The organism is Xanthomonas dyei (assembly GCF_002939865.1).
GTDB lineage: Bacteria > Pseudomonadota > Gammaproteobacteria > Xanthomonadales > Xanthomonadaceae > Xanthomonas > Xanthomonas dyei.
In genome coordinates this window covers 21,962-36,332 of the sequence record NZ_MDEE01000041.1, presented here as the reverse complement: position 1 = coordinate 36,332, position 14,371 = coordinate 21,962, and the positions used below count along the sequence as shown (strand labels likewise).

General features: G+C 66.8%; 13 protein-coding genes and 1 other RNA gene. 7 read left to right on the top strand and 7 right to left on the bottom strand.

Annotated elements, in window-relative coordinates; translation table 11 throughout:
* Positions 1-150: 150 nt before the first annotated feature.
* Together XdyCFBP7245_RS19750 and XdyCFBP7245_RS19745 are read left to right on the top strand one after the other, a co-directional pair.
* A non-coding RNA gene (locus tag XdyCFBP7245_RS19750) (sX9 sRNA) lies at positions 151-227 on the top strand.
* 57 nt (positions 228-284) lie between these two features.
* Complete coding sequence (locus XdyCFBP7245_RS19745; RefSeq protein WP_104617128.1) at positions 285-1,232, top strand: DMT family transporter; 948 nt, start codon at positions 285-287, stop codon at positions 1,230-1,232.
* A 268-nt stretch (positions 1,233-1,500) separates the two neighbouring features.
* Here XdyCFBP7245_RS19745 and XdyCFBP7245_RS19740 read toward each other — a convergent pair whose 3' ends face one another.
* The 3 genes from XdyCFBP7245_RS19740 to XdyCFBP7245_RS19730 form a co-directional block, all read right to left on the bottom strand.
* Positions 1,501-2,223, bottom strand: a complete 723-nt coding sequence (locus tag XdyCFBP7245_RS19740) for a pseudouridine synthase (protein ID WP_104617127.1) — start codon at positions 2,221-2,223, stop codon at positions 1,501-1,503.
* An 80-nt stretch (positions 2,224-2,303) separates the two neighbouring features.
* Complete coding sequence (locus XdyCFBP7245_RS19735; protein ID WP_104617126.1) at positions 2,304-4,709, bottom strand: putative bifunctional diguanylate cyclase/phosphodiesterase; 2,406 nt, start codon at positions 4,707-4,709, stop codon at positions 2,304-2,306.
* Positions 4,710-4,973: 264 nt separating this feature from the next.
* Positions 4,974-6,893, bottom strand: coding sequence for a DEAD/DEAH box helicase (locus tag XdyCFBP7245_RS19730; RefSeq protein ID WP_104617125.1), 1,920 nt, complete (start codon positions 6,891-6,893; stop codon positions 4,974-4,976).
* Positions 6,894-7,322: 429 nt separating this feature from the next.
* On the opposite strand from XdyCFBP7245_RS19730, the gene XdyCFBP7245_RS19725 reads away from it, so the two are divergent.
* Positions 7,323-7,577 (top strand): RNA-binding S4 domain-containing protein, encoded by a 255-nt coding sequence (locus XdyCFBP7245_RS19725; protein ID WP_104617131.1) that lies wholly within the window; start codon positions 7,323-7,325, stop codon positions 7,575-7,577.
* Positions 7,574-7,888, top strand: a complete 315-nt coding sequence (locus XdyCFBP7245_RS19720; protein ID WP_104617124.1) for a hypothetical protein — start codon at positions 7,574-7,576, stop codon at positions 7,886-7,888. Before XdyCFBP7245_RS19725 ends, XdyCFBP7245_RS19720 begins: the two co-directional genes overlap by 4 nt.
* A gap of 209 nt (positions 7,889-8,097) precedes the next feature.
* On the opposite strand, the gene XdyCFBP7245_RS19715 is transcribed toward XdyCFBP7245_RS19720, so the two are convergent.
* The 4 genes from XdyCFBP7245_RS19715 to XdyCFBP7245_RS19700 form a co-directional block, all read right to left on the bottom strand.
* Positions 8,098-8,499 carry an MAPEG family protein gene (locus XdyCFBP7245_RS19715; protein WP_104617123.1) on the bottom strand — a complete coding sequence of 134 codons (402 nt, stop codon included), beginning with the start codon at positions 8,497-8,499 and terminating at the stop codon, positions 8,098-8,100.
* 25 nt (positions 8,500-8,524) lie between these two features.
* The gene (locus XdyCFBP7245_RS19710) at positions 8,525-9,064 is read right to left on the bottom strand and encodes a DUF4019 domain-containing protein (protein WP_104617122.1); all 540 of its coding nucleotides are present in this window, start codon (positions 9,062-9,064) and stop codon (positions 8,525-8,527) included.
* Positions 9,065-9,324: 260 nt separating this feature from the next.
* Entirely contained in the window at positions 9,325-9,579 is a 255-nt protein-coding gene (locus tag XdyCFBP7245_RS19705; protein ID WP_055849871.1) for a hypothetical protein, read from the bottom strand.
* Positions 9,580-9,655: 76 nt separating this feature from the next.
* Positions 9,656-10,840 (bottom strand): COG3904 family protein, encoded by a 1,185-nt coding sequence (locus tag XdyCFBP7245_RS19700; RefSeq protein ID WP_104617121.1) that lies wholly within the window; start codon positions 10,838-10,840, stop codon positions 9,656-9,658.
* Between the two features lie 145 nt (positions 10,841-10,985).
* Here XdyCFBP7245_RS19700 and XdyCFBP7245_RS19695 point away from each other — a divergent pair, with 145 nt between their 5' ends.
* The 3 genes from XdyCFBP7245_RS19695 to XdyCFBP7245_RS19685 are packed head-to-tail and all read left to right on the top strand — an operon-like array spanning position 10,986 to position 14,332.
* Positions 10,986-12,449 (top strand): DNA-3-methyladenine glycosylase 2, encoded by a 1,464-nt coding sequence (locus XdyCFBP7245_RS19695; protein WP_104617120.1) that lies wholly within the window; start codon positions 10,986-10,988, stop codon positions 12,447-12,449.
* Positions 12,446-12,991 (top strand): methylated-DNA--[protein]-cysteine S-methyltransferase, encoded by a 546-nt coding sequence (locus XdyCFBP7245_RS19690; protein ID WP_104617119.1) that lies wholly within the window; start codon positions 12,446-12,448, stop codon positions 12,989-12,991. The genes XdyCFBP7245_RS19695 and XdyCFBP7245_RS19690 overlap by 4 nt, the downstream gene beginning before the upstream one ends.
* Positions 12,992-13,027: 36 nt before the next feature.
* Positions 13,028-14,332, top strand: a complete 1,305-nt coding sequence (locus tag XdyCFBP7245_RS19685; RefSeq protein WP_104617118.1) for an alkaline phosphatase family protein — start codon at positions 13,028-13,030, stop codon at positions 14,330-14,332.
* Positions 14,333-14,371: the final 39 nt, after the last annotated feature.

Here is a 14,371-nt window from a genome sequence, read left to right as displayed (position 1 = left end):
AAATGGCGAAACTCCGAAGATCCAAACGCGATTCTCCGGAACGATGCGGACATTCTGCCCTCTCAGGCATCGTTATTCAGACCTTCCTTAGAGCAGCAGACAAGATGACTTTGCAGCCGCCAGGCGGGCGTGGTTGATGCTTGATGCGGTATGTACCACGCATACACTGCGGTTCTGACCGCGCCGTCCCTACCCACCTGACGACTGCTCGCCAGGTGGTGTCAGCCGCTCCAATACGACTCATTGCACGGCGCCGATCTGCGGCTTTTCGGCGACAATGGCGCATGCCCACGACCGACCTGCGCAAGGCGCAACTGCAAATTCATTTCTGCGTGCTGCTTTGGGGCATCACCGCGATTCTGGGCAAGTTGATCACGCTGCAGGCGTTGCCGCTGGTGTGGTGGCGCATGTTGATCGTAGTGGTGGCCTTGGCCTTGTGGCCGCGGGTGTGGCGCGGCCTGCGCGGCCTGTCCGCGCGCGTGGTGCTGGGCTATTGCGGCATCGGCGCGTTGGTGGCGCTGCATTGGCTGACCTTCTATGGCGCGATCAAGCTGGCCAACGCGTCGGTGGCAGCCACCTGCATCGCCTTGGCGCCGGTGTTCACTGCCGTGATCGAGCCCTGGGTGACGCAGCGGCCATTCCGCCCGCGCGAGTTGCTGTTCGGCCTTGCCGTGTTGCCGGGAGTGGCGCTGGTGGTCGGCGGCGTGCCCGATGGCATGCGTGCAGGGGTGGTGGTCGGCGCGATTTCGGCCGTGTTCGTCGGGCTGTTCGGCTCTCTCAACAAACGCATGGTGGCGCATGCCGACCCGCTCACCGTCACTGCACTGGAACTGGGTGCCGGCACGCTGACCTTGACCGTGCTGGCACCGGCCATGCCGCTGCTGCTGCCATCGTTGCATGGCGATCTGTTGATGCTTCCCAGCCTGCACGATGGCGTGTTGCTGCTCGTCCTGTCGCTGGCCTGCACCCTGCTGCCGTTTGCGCTGGCACTGGTCGCGCTGCGTCATCTCAGCGCGTACTCGGTGCAGCTGGTGACCAATCTGGAGCCGGTCTACGCCATCGTGCTGGCCATCGCCCTGCTGGGCGAACAACGCGAGCTCACCCTGCAGTTCTATCTTGGCGTGGCGATCATTCTCGGCGCGGTGTTTCTGCATCCGGTGCTGGAACGCCGGCGCAAGGTGGTGCACCCGGAGCTGCTGGGCACCGCCGAAGCCAAGAACATCGTCGACTGAGTGAGTGATACGACATCCAGCGCCACGGCGTTGGCCGACAGCGACCGCAGTGTCGCGTAACACCCGAGACCGACGCTTCGCAGCGAACGCGTGAGCGGCCGACGCTTATCGACGATGACGATGACCGAGCCCACAAGGTGCCAAGCGCAGCGTTTGGTCAGCTATTCGCACCCGGCGGGCCGCACGCGAACGCCCATACCGACTGCAGCGGAAGCACCGGATGGCGACCACTGCGCCTGACATCCGGCAGCGCAGCCGGCCGGCCGGTTTACCACTCGGTGCGCTGCGGCAGCAGGCCGCGCAGTTCCGCATCGCTCAAGTTGCGCCACTGCCCAGGCTTGAGCGCGGCAAGCTTGATGTTGTCGATGCGCACCCGCCGCAGTTGCGTGACCCGGTAGCCGAATTCGGCGGCCATCAGGCGAATCTGCCGGTTCAAGCCTTGCTCCAGCACGATGCGGAAGCCGAACTTGGCGATGCGCGCGGTGCGGCACGGCAAGGTGGTTTCGTTGTGGATGCGCACACCACGCGCCATGCCACGCAAGAATTCGTCGGTGACCGCCTTGTTGACCGCCACCAGATACTCTTTTTGGTGGCGGTTTTCCGCGCGCAGGATCTCGTTGACGATGTTGCCGTTGCTGGTCATCAGGATCAGCCCTTCGGACTCCTTGTCCAGGCGGCCGATCGGGAAGATGCGCTGCTCGTGGCCGACGAATTCGACGATGTTGCCCTTGACCGAACTCTCGGTGGTGCAAGTGATGCCTACCGGCTTGTTGAGCGCGATATAGACATGCTTGCGTCCACCGGGCTTCTTGGCCTCGCGTGCGCGCAGCGGCTGACCATCCACCAGCACGGTGTCTTCCTCGCCCACCACCGCGCCGGTGCCGGCGACCACGCCGTTGACGGTGACGCGGCGTTCGCCGATCAGGCGGTCGGCCTCGCGGCGCGAGCAGAAGCCGGTATCGGCGATATGTTTGTTGAGTCGGATTGTCATCTTCCGATTATCGGCGATTTACAGCCGGCAACGCACTCTGGCGCAGTCACGGCCCTGGCGCGGAGCGCTGCCGGCAGGCCCTACCCGGTCACCGCCAGCAATGGCTGTGGCGCGATCAGGTCTTGCAGCGGGCACGGGCGGTGCAGGCTGAAGCCCTGCACCTGGCCCACGCCGGCATCGCGCAGGCCGGGGATATCCGCCTCCGACTCCACCCCTTCGGCCACCACTTCGATGCCCAATGCCAGGCCGACCTGGGCGATGGAATGCACCGCGGCGCGGTCCACCGCGTCATGCGCGTAGTTGCGCACGAAGCCGCAATCGATCTTCAACACATCGACGGTGAACTGCTTGAGGTAGCCGAACGAGGCCAGCCCGCTACCGAAATCGTCCAACGCCACATGGCAGCCACGCGCACGCACGCTCTGCACGAAGCGCTGCGCATGTTCCAGATCGCCAATGACGGCGGTTTCGGTGATCTCCATGCATAGCTTGGACACAAGCGTGGGGTAGCGCTCGAACAAGGCGCAGACGAAATCGAGAAAATCCGGCTGCGCGATCGATTGCGCGGACAGATTGACGTGACACAGGTCCAGGGTCGCCACATGCAGCGGGTTGTCGGCCAATTGCGCGCACAAGGTTTCCAGCACATAGACATCGACCATGCGCCCGAGCCCGTAACGCTCCACTGCAGGCAGGAATTCGCCCGGACTCAGCACGCGTCCATCGCGCGCGCGCATGCGCACCAGCACTTCGTACTGCAGACGATCGGGGTCGCTCAGCACCTGGATCTTCTGCGCGTACAGCAGCAGCCGCTGTTCGGCGATGGCCTGCTGCACGGCGCTGATCCAGCCACCGTCATGCCGACGCCGCGCCAAGGCCAGATCGTTCTCGCCAAAACACCGAATCCGGTTGCGCCCTTCTTCCTTGGCCGCGTAACAGGCCAGATCGGCCGCGGTCATCAAGGCGTTGACATCGCTGGCGCCCTGGCGGATTTCCACCACGCCAAAGCTGCAACTCGGCGTCAGCGGCCGGCCGCCCTGATGGCTCCACGGCTGCCCCAACACGCCATGCATGCGCTCCAGCACTGCCTGCGCCTGCAGCAGATCGGTATTGGCCAGCAGGATCGCGAACTCGTCGCCTCCCAGCCGCCCCAGCCAGTCGCCCGGACGCAGCTGCATGGTGATGACATCGGCGAAGTGGCACAGGAACTTGTCGCCGACCGCATGCCCGAAGGTGTCGTTGACCAGTTTGAAGTGGTCCAGATCCACGAAGCACAGCGCATGGCACAGCTGCGGCGATTGCGGCGGCTCGATCAGATGCAGCAGGCGGCGCTCGATCTCGCGCCGGTTGATCAGGCCGGTCAAGGCGTCGTGGCGCGCGTGGAAGGCGACCTCGTCGGCCAGTTCGTGCGCGTGCGAGACATCTTCGATCACCGCCAGCACCAGCGTGGGTTCCTCCGGGCCCGGCTCCACCAGCGAGGCGCTCCAGCGGCCCCACATCACTTCGCCATCGGCACGCAGGAAGCGCAGCTCGCCGGACTGCATCAGCCGCGGCCAGTCGATCATGCCGCGGCTGTCCAGCACGATGTCGTCCGGATGTATCAGCTCTGCTAGCGTGGACGCCTGCAGCTCTTCCGGGCGGTAGCGCAGGATGGTGGCCATCGAGGCGTTGGCATCGAGCACGTGGCCGCGCAGATCGAACTTGACCATGCCCAGCGCGGCCTGCTGAAACGCGGTGCGAAAGCGGCCCTCGTGCGACAGCAGATAATCGCGGATGCGACGCATCGCCAGCACGCAGGTGATCAGCACCAACAATAAGGTGGCCAGGCTGCAGGCCACCATCACGTCGTGCAGCAGGCGTGCGCAGCGGATCAGCTGCGCCTGGAACTGCCCCGCATCGCTGCGCATGCGGCCATCGAGCAGATGCAGGTCGTCGCGCAGCGCCTGCAGCGCGCGCGCATCCGGTGTACTGGCGGCCTGCACGGAGGCAGCACGGTCGGCCAGCGCACTCAGCTTCAACAGATCGGCATCGGTATGCTTCCACATCGCGATGGCATCGCCCAGATACGGAAAAACCTGGCCGTAGCGATACAGCCGGACCATTTGCGGCATGTCCTCGCGGGCATTGCGCCCGGCTGCGAGCCCGGCGTAAACCGCTGTCCAGGCAATCACCGGCTGTTCGACCGCCTCGCGTGCCGCACGATCGCCGAGCGGCACCTCCAGCGCGCGGCAGGCGGCCTGTAGATCGGACGGATCGCCGCTCGTCAGGTAGCGCTCCAGCCAGTACACCGACTCCTGCTGGGCATTGGACCAATGGCCCTGACCAACGATCCAGGCGGTGGCTCCGGATTGGATTTCGATCGCCAGTGCAGAGAGCACGGCCATGCCGACAGCCACGGCCATCAGCAGCGCCAGAGGGAGCGTCAGCCAGCCGCGCACCATGTGCATGGTCCGGCCACTGCGTGTACTGCGTGCTGCCTGCGCCATTGCCGTCCTCGTGTACCGCCACCCAATGCGAGTCAGGCGCCCAGTGGGCGCCTGAAGGCAGTAGCGGCCGTCATGGCCGAGTCTGTATGGCGGCGTCCGTTTGCCGGACGGCCGGCGGAAACGGTCAGTCTGGCTGACCATCCGCCATCTGCGGCCCCTGTCGGGACACGCTTGCTTGCATTGCCAGGCTATGCCTTGAAAGGAATAGCGGAACTGACACCGGCTACGTCCGCGCTTCGCCGCGCAGCCGATTGTCAGCGTGGCTTACTCGCCGCGCGGCTTGGGCGGGCCCTTGCGGTGCGGCGCGCCGGCGCGATCCATCGGACGCCCCGGGCCGTTCGGACGACCGGACGGCTTGCCACCACGCGGGAAGCGCGGCTTGGACGGCGACGCCGCCGCCTCGCCTTCTTCCAGCTTGCGCATGTTGAGCTGCTGGCCGGAGACCCAGACCTTCTTCAGGTGCGTCAGCAGCTCGCGCGGCATGTCGGCCGGCAGATCCAGGATCGAATAATCGTCCTGGATATCGATCCGGCCGATATAGCGGCTTTCCAGACCGGCCTCGTTGGCGATGGCGCCGACGATGTTGGCCGGCTTCACGCCGTGGGTGTGGCCCACTTCGATGCGATAGCTCTCCATGCCGAACTCCGGCTCGCCACGCGGGGCCGGGTCACGGCGCGGACGCTCGCTACCGGCATCGTCGGCACGCGGCGGACGCGGTGCGCGCTCGCCATCGTTGGCACGCGGGCCACGCTCGAACTTGGGTTCGAAACGCGGACGCTCACCACGGTCGCCGCGATCTCCACGGTCGGCACGCTCGGTGCGCTGCGGGGTGAACTCTTCGCGCGCACCACGCACCGGCGGGGTCAGCAGGAACGGCGCATCGCCCTGCAGCAACTTGGCCATTGCCGCGGCGATCTCGATCGCCGGCACGTTGTTTTCGGCCTCGTAGCGCTGCAGCAGATCGCGGTACATCTCGATCTGGCCGCCGGCCAGCGTCTCGGTGATGCGGGTCATGAAGCGCGCCACGCGGGTGTCGTTGACCGCATCCACGCTCGGCAGCTGCATTTCTTCGATCGGCTGGCGGGTCGCGCGTTCGATCGAGCGCAGCATGCCCTTCTCGCGCGGGGTGACGAACAGAATGGCGTCGCCATTGCGGCCGGCACGACCGGTACGGCCGATGCGGTGCACATAGCTTTCGGTGTCGTACGGGATGTCGTAATTGAGCACGTGGCTGACGCGCTCCACGTCCAGGCCGCGGGCGGCCACGTCGGTGGCGACCAGGATGTCCAGCTTGCCGTCCTTGAGCTGGGCAATGGTCTTTTCACGCGCGGCCTGCTGCATGTCGCCGTTGATGGCGGCCGCGGCCAGGCCACGGGCCTGCAGCTTCTGCGCCAGCTCTTCGGTACCGGCCTTGGTGCGCGCGAAGATGATCATGCCGTCGAACGGCTCGACCTCAAGGATGCGGGTCAGCGCGTCCAGCTTGTGCAGCCCGCTCACCCACCAGTAGCGCTGGCGGATGTTGGCCGAGGTGGTGGTCTTGGCCGCGATGGTGACTTCGGCCGGGTCTTTCAGATAGGTCTGCGCGATGCGGCGGATGGCCGGCGGCATGGTGGCCGAGAACAACGCCACCTGGCGCTTTTCCGGCAGCTTCTTGAGCACGGCTTCGACGTCGTCGATGAAGCCCATGCGCAGCATTTCGTCGGCTTCGTCCAGCACCAGCGTCTTGAGCTGGGACAGATCCAGGGTGCCGCGATCCAGGTGATCGATCACCCGGCCCGGGGTACCTACCACCACATGCACGCCGCGCTTGAGCGCGCTCAGCTGCTGGGCATACGGCTGGCCGCCGTAGACGGGCAGCACGCGGAAACCGGGGATGGCTTCGGCATATTTCTGGAAGGCTTCGGCGACCTGGATGGCCAGTTCGCGGGTCGGAGCCAGCACCAGCGCCTGCGGCTTGAGCTGATTCAGATCGGCGTTGGACAGCACCGGCAGCGCGAACGCGGCGGTCTTGCCGGTACCGGTCTGCGCCTGGCCGAGGACGTCGCGGCCGGCAAGCAGCGCGGGAATGGTGGCAGCCTGGATCGGCGACGGCGACTCGTAGCCAACGTTGGCAACGGCTTTCATCACAGCGTCCGAGAGGCCGAGGTCTGCAAACAGCAGCGGCGCGGAAGATTCTTGGGTCATGGGTAACTCCGGAGGCGCCGCACGGATCCGGCAGGCGCAAAGCTGCATAGTGTGCGCCCTTACCCCCCTTCGTGTCGAAGGGTTGTGACGTTTTGTTCAGGTTGTGAGGATTCGCCCGCCCCGGCGAATCATCCTGGCACGCGCTTCCCCACTCCCGCCCTGCCTCGGAGCCATGCCCCTGGATACAGACCTGCAAATCGACGATGCCCAGGCCGGCCGCAGCATGACCGCCGCCCAGAGCCTGCTGGGGGAGATTGCGCGGTTGCGCCGCGAGTAGCCGCCCCCCCCATGCCGACGACCGCATCGCCCGCAAGGCGGCAGCGCGCTGCGGCTGCCTGCGCGCAGCCATGTGTCTGGTGCGGGCTTGCGCATGGTGGTGCCGGCCGCGGCTCCGGGCGGATAATCGGTTTCTTTTTGACCGAGCGCAGCATGCAATTCCTGGAATTCGACCTGGACGGCGAGTACATCGAACTCAACCAGTTACTCAAGCTAGCCGGTATTGCCGATAGCGGCGGCCAGGGCAAGGCCATCGTCGCCAGCGGCGCGGTCAGCGTCGATGGCGTGCAGGAGCTGCGCAAGACCGCGAAGATCCGCCCCGGTCAACTCGTGCAACTGGACGACGTGGAGATTCGCGTCATGGCCATGGACCCCGAGTCCGAGTCCGAGTCCGAGTCCGGCGAATGAGGGTGATCGAGATCGGCCAGCGCAATATCGCTCCCTCGGCCGAAGATCCGAAACACGACGTCTACGTGTTCTCGATCGAACTCGGCGCGGCGCGCCCGTTCTGGCTGGAGCAATCCATCCATGGCGGCCATGCCGACCGTGGCGGCTGCATCATGCTGGCGTTGGACGAGCTGGACGGCTGGCGAGGCGGCTGGCGCGTGCATCTGACCCATGCAGGGTGCGCCTGGACGATCCCGCTGCTGGAAGACGCCATGCGCAGTGGCGATACGCAGACAGCGATCGATGCGATCGTGGCGCGGGTGCCGAGCTGATGCCATCCAGTGCGGCGGAATGCTCGTATTGCCTGCCCGCTTGCACGCCCAGGCCCGTCTAAACAACGGCGGATGACGACATCCACCGATTGCATGCTGCGCACCTGCCACGACCGCTGCGCCCAACCTGGAGCCAACGCGCGAGCCGTCGCTCGATCGGAATCAAGCGAAATGCACGCCACGCGTGCACGCGCCAGAACCGTAATGCCTTACCAACCCAGCAGCGCGCGTACCAGCTTGACGATGCCCCAGAACGACACCACCCAGATTGCGCTGCGCAGATAGGGGATGCCGGCCGCATAAACCGGCACGTAGGCCACCCGCGCCCACAGATACAACTGCACGCCCAAGGCGGTTTCCGCATTGATGCGACCGGCCACGGTTACCGCCAGCACCGCGGCGGCAAAGATCGCAAAGGTTTCCAGATAGTTGCGAAACGCGCGATCCAGCCGTGCGGCCACGCCGGTCAACGGCTTGGCATCGCCATCGCGCGGACTGGCATTCCACTTGGTGCCGCGCTGGGCGGTCATGCTGGTTGATGCAGCCAGCAGCTGTACCAGGCCGAGCACCATGGCCCAGCCCAGCATCTGCAGTTCGATGGTCAGTTGCATGTCGGTCTCCCGGTGGGCTGCCGCATCACTTGGCCGCCGTGCGCAGGCTGTAGCCCGCAACGCGCCAGGTCTTGTCTTCGTCCAGCCGGAACGACACCAGCTCGCGCACCGGCTGCGGCGCGTTGGCAAACCGGGTCGGGAAGCTGACGTTGACGTACAACCCTTCGGGCACCTGTGCGCCGGGGCCGTATTTCACCCGCGTCACCGAGCCCTGGCCACGCCCGACCATCGCACCCAGACGCGTACGCTCGCCGGCGAGCTGGGCGACGAAGGCATCGCGCTTGACTGCAGTCTTGGCCACGCTGGACGCACCGTCCCACAGCGAGGCCGCCTTGTTGGCATCGACCATCTGCGCCACGCGCAAGGCGGCCTGGGTCATCTCCACGTCCTGTTTGGCAACCTGCGCCTGCTGGGCCGCGCTCAGCGCTGGCGCGGGCTGCCCCGCCGCCGGCTTTTGTGCCGCGGGCGCCGGCTGGGCAGTGGCCGCGCGGGAAGGCTGCGGTTGTTGAGCGAACGCCAGCGCTGGAGCCAACACCAACGCGACAAGCAAACGAGGACCAAGCATGGGACAGCACCTTGAACGGGTTGGAAAGAGATGGACCGCACACATTGCGGCGGGTAACGCAGTCTATGGCCGGACCTGCGCAACACAAGCGGCGCGCGATCGGGGGAGGAGCGGCTGACTGCATGATCCGGACGACACTGTCGCGTTGGCGTGTAACCGCGCCGTGGGGCCACCAGCAAAAGGCGGCTCGAACCTGCGCAGCCGGCGCCATCAACGCTGCACCCACCCGCAAGCAGAGGCGTTCGGCCTGGATCGAATCGCTAGAGCTCTCCGCCGGGAGCAGGCGGCACGGCGGCCACGCCGCGCGGGCGCCACAGGCGCCAGCTGACCCAGAACGCGCGCGCGATGGCCGCAACCAGCGCCGCCAGGCTCAGCCACATCCCCAGCGTGGCCGGCCATTGCGCATGCAGTGCGGTGGCGGCAACGCGCAGCAGCTCGGCCACGCCGAAGCCCACCAGCACCAGCAACGCCGATGGCAGATACGCCAGTACAACGCCCTTGGTCTTGCCTCGCATACTGCCCCCCGGCCCGGTTGTGATGGGGCGACGATAGGCAGCGCGCAGTGCGATACGCGTGAAACCTGCCCCGCGCTCAGCCCTCGGCGTGCGCGGGCGTCGACGGCTCCGACTCTGCAGCATCCGGCGCCGCGGCGGCGCTCGGTTCTGCCTGTGGTCGCTCTTCCGCTGCGGAACCGGTCTGCGTGTCGGCCGCCGGGGTTGCCGGCAGGGCGGCGGCATCGGTCTCGGCCAGCGGGCTTTCTTCCGGGCAGGCCGCATCCGGAAAACCGAAGCGCTGCTTCAGGGCCAGCCCACACGCGTTGACCGCATCCAGATCTGCGCCCTCGCCTTTGCACTTTTGATCGAACGCCACCAGAAACGCATCTTTGCGGCGAACAAACGCATCGCCGCATTTGCGCATCTGCCGGATGCGCTCCAGGTCGTCCTGCACGGCGTTGGTGCCGTCCAACCCGTACTCGCGCAGTTCTTCCATCGTCAGCAGCCGCAGGCTGCGGTTAGGCACGGTCATCATCAGATCGGCCACCGCCACCGCCACGCCGTTACGCTCCAGATAATCCTTGACGTTGCCGTAGACCTCGCGCAATTCGCGATTGAGTTCCGAACGCGACGTCGCCTTGGAGCTGATCCGCATCATCCGGTGGATGCCGACCTTGCCGGCCACCAGGAGGTTATCGCCGGCCGCCAGCACGAACACGCAGGCGCTGTGGCAGATCGAGCCCTCGCGCACCCAGATCGTCCAATTGGATTCGCCGATGGTGTCGCCGGCGCGGATCGCTGCCTCCACCTGCCCGCCGCTGGAATCCAGATCCAGAATGCGATGCGGCAACCGCAGTTGCTCGGCCACCGCCGCCAGGCGCCACACCAACGCGGCGAAACCGGCATTGATCTTGCCCGCATAGCGCACCCGCACCAACCCGGTCTCGCGGCACGGCGCCAGCGCCGCCTCCACGCTGGCCCGATCCAGTGCCGGCAACAGCGTGCCGTCGCCGGCCTCCTTGCTGTAATCGGTGGCGCAACTGATCCACGCCTGGCCCGCCTCAAGCGCTGCTGCCGGCCACCCGGCCTCGCCCGCCTGCGCGCGCGGGCGGGGCGGTGGCGCCACCGGCTCGGGCGTATCCACCGACACCATGTGGTCGCCATCGCCCGCCTGCCCGGCATTGTTTTGCTGCGCCGCCCCGGCATCGGCAGACGTCGCGCTGCGTTCGCACGCCACCAGCAAGAGCAGACACGCAACTGACAGGCAAAGCGATTTGAGCATGATGGGGATTGTGAGCGCGACGGATTCACCGTCAGTCTATGGCTGAATGGGCCACGGGTTTGACCCGACGGTGAACACGCCGCCCTGCAGCAGCCCTGTCCGAAAACGGCCAGCCGCGGCGGAAGCCAGGGCATAGACTGGCGCCATGCAGACGTTGACGCCCGATCGAATCCAATGCGACCGCGCCCGGCTGGCGCGCGATGCGCGCTTCGACGGACTGTTTTTCACTGCGGTGCGCAGCACCGGCATTTACTGCCGGCCGGTGTGTCCGGCACCGGCGCCCAAGCCAAGCAATGTCAGTTATTACCCGAGCGCGGCGGCAGCCAGTGCGGCCGGCTACCGGCCGTGTCTGCGCTGTCGTCCGGAGCTGTCGCCGCAGGCGCAGCAACATCTGGGCGAAGAAAGCGTGCAGCGTGCGCTGGCGATGATTGCCGAAGGCCTGCTGCATGAGCAGCCGGTGCAGACGCTGGCCGATGCGGTGGGGGTGAGTGCGCGGCAGCTGCAACGACAGTTCGTGCAGCAGCTTGGCGCCACCCCGATCCAGGTGCACGGCACGCACCGGTTACTGATGGCCAAGCAGTTGCTCACCGAAACCGCTTTACCTGTCACCGAGGTCGCACTCGCCGCCGGCTTCAACAGCCTGCGGCGTTTCAACGCTGCGTTTCTGCAGGGCTGCGGCATGCCGCCGTCCGCGCTACGCAAGCAGCGCACCGAAGTACCAGGCGGCCAATTGTGTCTGCGTCTGGGGTATCGCCCGCCGCTGGATTGGGCGGCGATGCTGGGCTTTTTGCAGCGCCGCGCGATTCCGGGGATCGAGCAGGTCGATGCCAGCGGTTACCGGCGCGTGATCGGCACGCCTGGAAACGCCAACTTGATCGAGGTGACCGGCACGCCGCAGCGGGCCGAGCTGCTGCTGTACATCGGGGCGACCGACCCGCGCCAGATTCCGCAGATCGTGCGTCGCGTGCGCCGCTTATTCGATCTGGATGCGGACCTGCAGGCCGTCCATGCCACGCTTGAATCCGAACCGCGCTTGGCCGAGGCGATCCAGCGCCGGCCCGGCCTGCGCGTACCGGGGGGATGGGATGGTTTTGAAGTGGCGGTGCGCGCGGTGCTGGGCCAGCAGATCAGCGTGGCCGGTGCCGCAACGCTGGCGGCGCGGTTGGTGGACCGCCACGGCGGCCATCATGCCGATATGCCGCCTGGGCTGGACCGCAGTTTCCCCACGCCCGAACAGCTGGCCGACGCGCCACTGGAACAGCTCGGGCTACCACGCGCACGTGCGGCCACGCTACGCGCACTGGCATCGGCCTGCGCACAAGGCCGGCTGCATTTCGGCGCCGGGCAGCGCCTGCCGGACTTCGTCGCCGCCTGCACCGCGCTGCCCGGGATCGGGCCGTGGACCGCGCATTACATCGCGATGCGTGCGCTCTCGCATCCGGATGCGTTTCCGGCCGGCGATCTGATCCTGCAGCAGGTTCTCGGCGCGCCGGAACGTTTAAGCGAACGGGCCACCGAGGCACGTTCGCAGGCATGGCGCCCATGGCGCGCGTATGCCGTGTTGCACCTGTGGCATCTCGCCGTCGATCGCAAGGACACCCGCCCATGAACACGCTGTACTACGACACCTTTCCCTCGCCGATCGGCGCGCTCACCGTGGCCGCCGATTCCACCGCCGTGCACCATATCCTGTTCGCGCAGAACCGCTACGACGCGCCCGGACGTGCGCGCTGGACGCACGCCCCCGATACCGCAGTGGTGCGCGAAGCGCGCGAGCAACTGCTGGATTATCTGCATGGCGGGCGACGCAGTTTCGATCTGCCGCTGGCACCAGCCGGCACGCCCTTTCAGCTGCAGGTCTGGCACACGTTGGCGCAGATTCCGTTCGGCCAGACCTGGAGTTACGCGCAGCTCGCGCAGGCGGTAGGCCGCCCCGCCGCCAGCCGCGCGGTGGGTGCCGCCAACGGCCGCAATCCGTTGCCGATCGTGCTGCCCTGCCACCGTGTGATCGGCGCCAACGGCAGCCTGACCGGCTTCGGCGGCGGCCTGCCGACCAAGCAGGCGTTATTGCAACTGGAAGGCTGGTCGCCGCGCCGGATCGCACGTGCTGACGATCTGTTCGGCGACCAGCGCGCACCCCAGGCACCCTGACTTCGCGAGGTCATCGCTGCGCCGTAAACTGGCGACATGATCGATCAACGTTTTGTCTTTGCCGCGATAGCCACCGCGTTGCTCGCGGCCTGCTCCACCCAGCCCGGCGTACGTGACGCCCCAGCGCAACCCCGTGCATCGTCGCCAACATCGGCGGCCGTGGCACCCGACGACGCGCCGCATACCTTGCTGCTGATCTCTATCGACGGCCTGCGCGCAGACATGCTCGATCGCGGCATCACCCCGACGCTGTCCCAACTTGCGCGCGATGGTGTGCGTGCGCGCTGGATGACGCCGTCGTATCCGTCGCTGACCTTTCCCAACCACTACACCTTGGTCACCGGTCTGCGCCCGGACCACCACGGCATCGTGCACAACAGCATGCGCGACCCCGCGTTGGGCAGCTTCTGGCTGAGCAAGCAGGACGCGGTGGGCGACGCGCGTTGGTGGGGTGGCCAGCCGCTGTGGGTGGGCGCAGAACAGGCCGGCCTGCATGCAGCGACCTGGTCGTGGCCGGGCAGCGAGGCGGCCATCCAGGGCGTACGCCCCACGCAATGGCGTCACTACGAAGAAGGCGTCGGCATGGACGCCCGTGTGGACGAGACGCTGGGCTGGCTCGCGCGCTCCGGTGCGCAGCGCAATCGTCTGGTTACACTGTACTTCGAACACGTGGATGAAGCCGGCCACGATCACGGCCCGGAATCGCGCGAATACGCCGACAGCGTGCGCGCCGTGGATGCCGCAATCGGCCGGCTGCTGGCCGGCATGCAGCGCGACGGCACCCGCGCGCGCACCAATATCATCGTGGTGTCCGACCACGGCATGGCCGAAGTGGCGCCGGGGCATGCGATCAGCGTGGAAGCCATCGCGCCGCCCGCGATGGCCACCGCAGTCACCGATGGCCAGGTGATCGGCTTCACTCCGCAGCCTGGGCAACAGGCCAGCGCCGAGGCCATGTTGCTTGGCACGCATGCGCAATACGACTGCTGGCGCAAGGCCGAGCTACCGGCGCGCTGGCATTACGGCAGCCATCCGCGCATTCCGCCGATCGTGTGCCAGATGCACGAAGGCTGGGACGCACTGTTCTCCGACAAATTGGCCAAGCGCGCGCAACAGGGCATGCGCGGCTCGCACGGGTTCGATCCTGCACTGCCCTCGATGCGTGCGGTGTTTGTAGCGCAAGGCCCGGATCTGGCGCAGGGCAAGACCTTGCCGGGGTTCGACAACGTCGATGTGTATGCCTTGATGACGCGTTTGCTTGGCATCAGCGCAGCGCCCAACGACGGCAATCCGGCCACGCTGCTGCCGGCCTTGCGCGTGCCGCCGGACCCTGCGCACTGAGCACTACGCACACCCGCTGCACCGCGCGAATGCGACAAT

What these genes read in the sequence shown, in the direction of transcription:
- XdyCFBP7245_RS19695 (WP_104617120.1), top strand. Translation starts at nt 10,986, where the DNA reads ATGCAGACGTTGACGCCCGATCGAATCCAATGCGACCGCGCCCGGCTG.
- XdyCFBP7245_RS19700 (WP_104617121.1), bottom strand. Translation starts at nt 10,840, where the DNA reads ATGCTCAAATCGCTTTGCCTGTCAGTTGCGTGTCTGCTCTTGCTGGTG.
- XdyCFBP7245_RS19735 (WP_104617126.1), bottom strand. Translation starts at nt 4,709, where the DNA reads ATGGCGCAGGCAGCACGCAGTACACGCAGTGGCCGGACCATGCACATG.
- XdyCFBP7245_RS19725 (WP_104617131.1), top strand. Translation starts at nt 7,323, where the DNA reads ATGCAATTCCTGGAATTCGACCTGGACGGCGAGTACATCGAACTCAAC.
- XdyCFBP7245_RS19730 (WP_104617125.1), bottom strand. Translation starts at nt 6,893, where the DNA reads ATGACCCAAGAATCTTCCGCGCCGCTGCTGTTTGCAGACCTCGGCCTC.
- XdyCFBP7245_RS19705 (WP_055849871.1), bottom strand. Translation starts at nt 9,579, where the DNA reads ATGCGAGGCAAGACCAAGGGCGTTGTACTGGCGTATCTGCCATCGGCG.
- XdyCFBP7245_RS19690 (WP_104617119.1), top strand. Translation starts at nt 12,446, where the DNA reads ATGAACACGCTGTACTACGACACCTTTCCCTCGCCGATCGGCGCGCTC.
- XdyCFBP7245_RS19685 (WP_104617118.1), top strand. Translation starts at nt 13,028, where the DNA reads ATGATCGATCAACGTTTTGTCTTTGCCGCGATAGCCACCGCGTTGCTC.
- XdyCFBP7245_RS19720 (WP_104617124.1), top strand. Translation starts at nt 7,574, where the DNA reads ATGAGGGTGATCGAGATCGGCCAGCGCAATATCGCTCCCTCGGCCGAA.
- XdyCFBP7245_RS19745 (WP_104617128.1), top strand. Translation starts at nt 285, where the DNA reads ATGCCCACGACCGACCTGCGCAAGGCGCAACTGCAAATTCATTTCTGC.
- XdyCFBP7245_RS19715 (WP_104617123.1), bottom strand. Translation starts at nt 8,499, where the DNA reads ATGCAACTGACCATCGAACTGCAGATGCTGGGCTGGGCCATGGTGCTC.
- XdyCFBP7245_RS19710 (WP_104617122.1), bottom strand. Translation starts at nt 9,064, where the DNA reads ATGCTTGGTCCTCGTTTGCTTGTCGCGTTGGTGTTGGCTCCAGCGCTG.
- XdyCFBP7245_RS19740 (WP_104617127.1), bottom strand. Translation starts at nt 2,223, where the DNA reads ATGACAATCCGACTCAACAAACATATCGCCGATACCGGCTTCTGCTCG.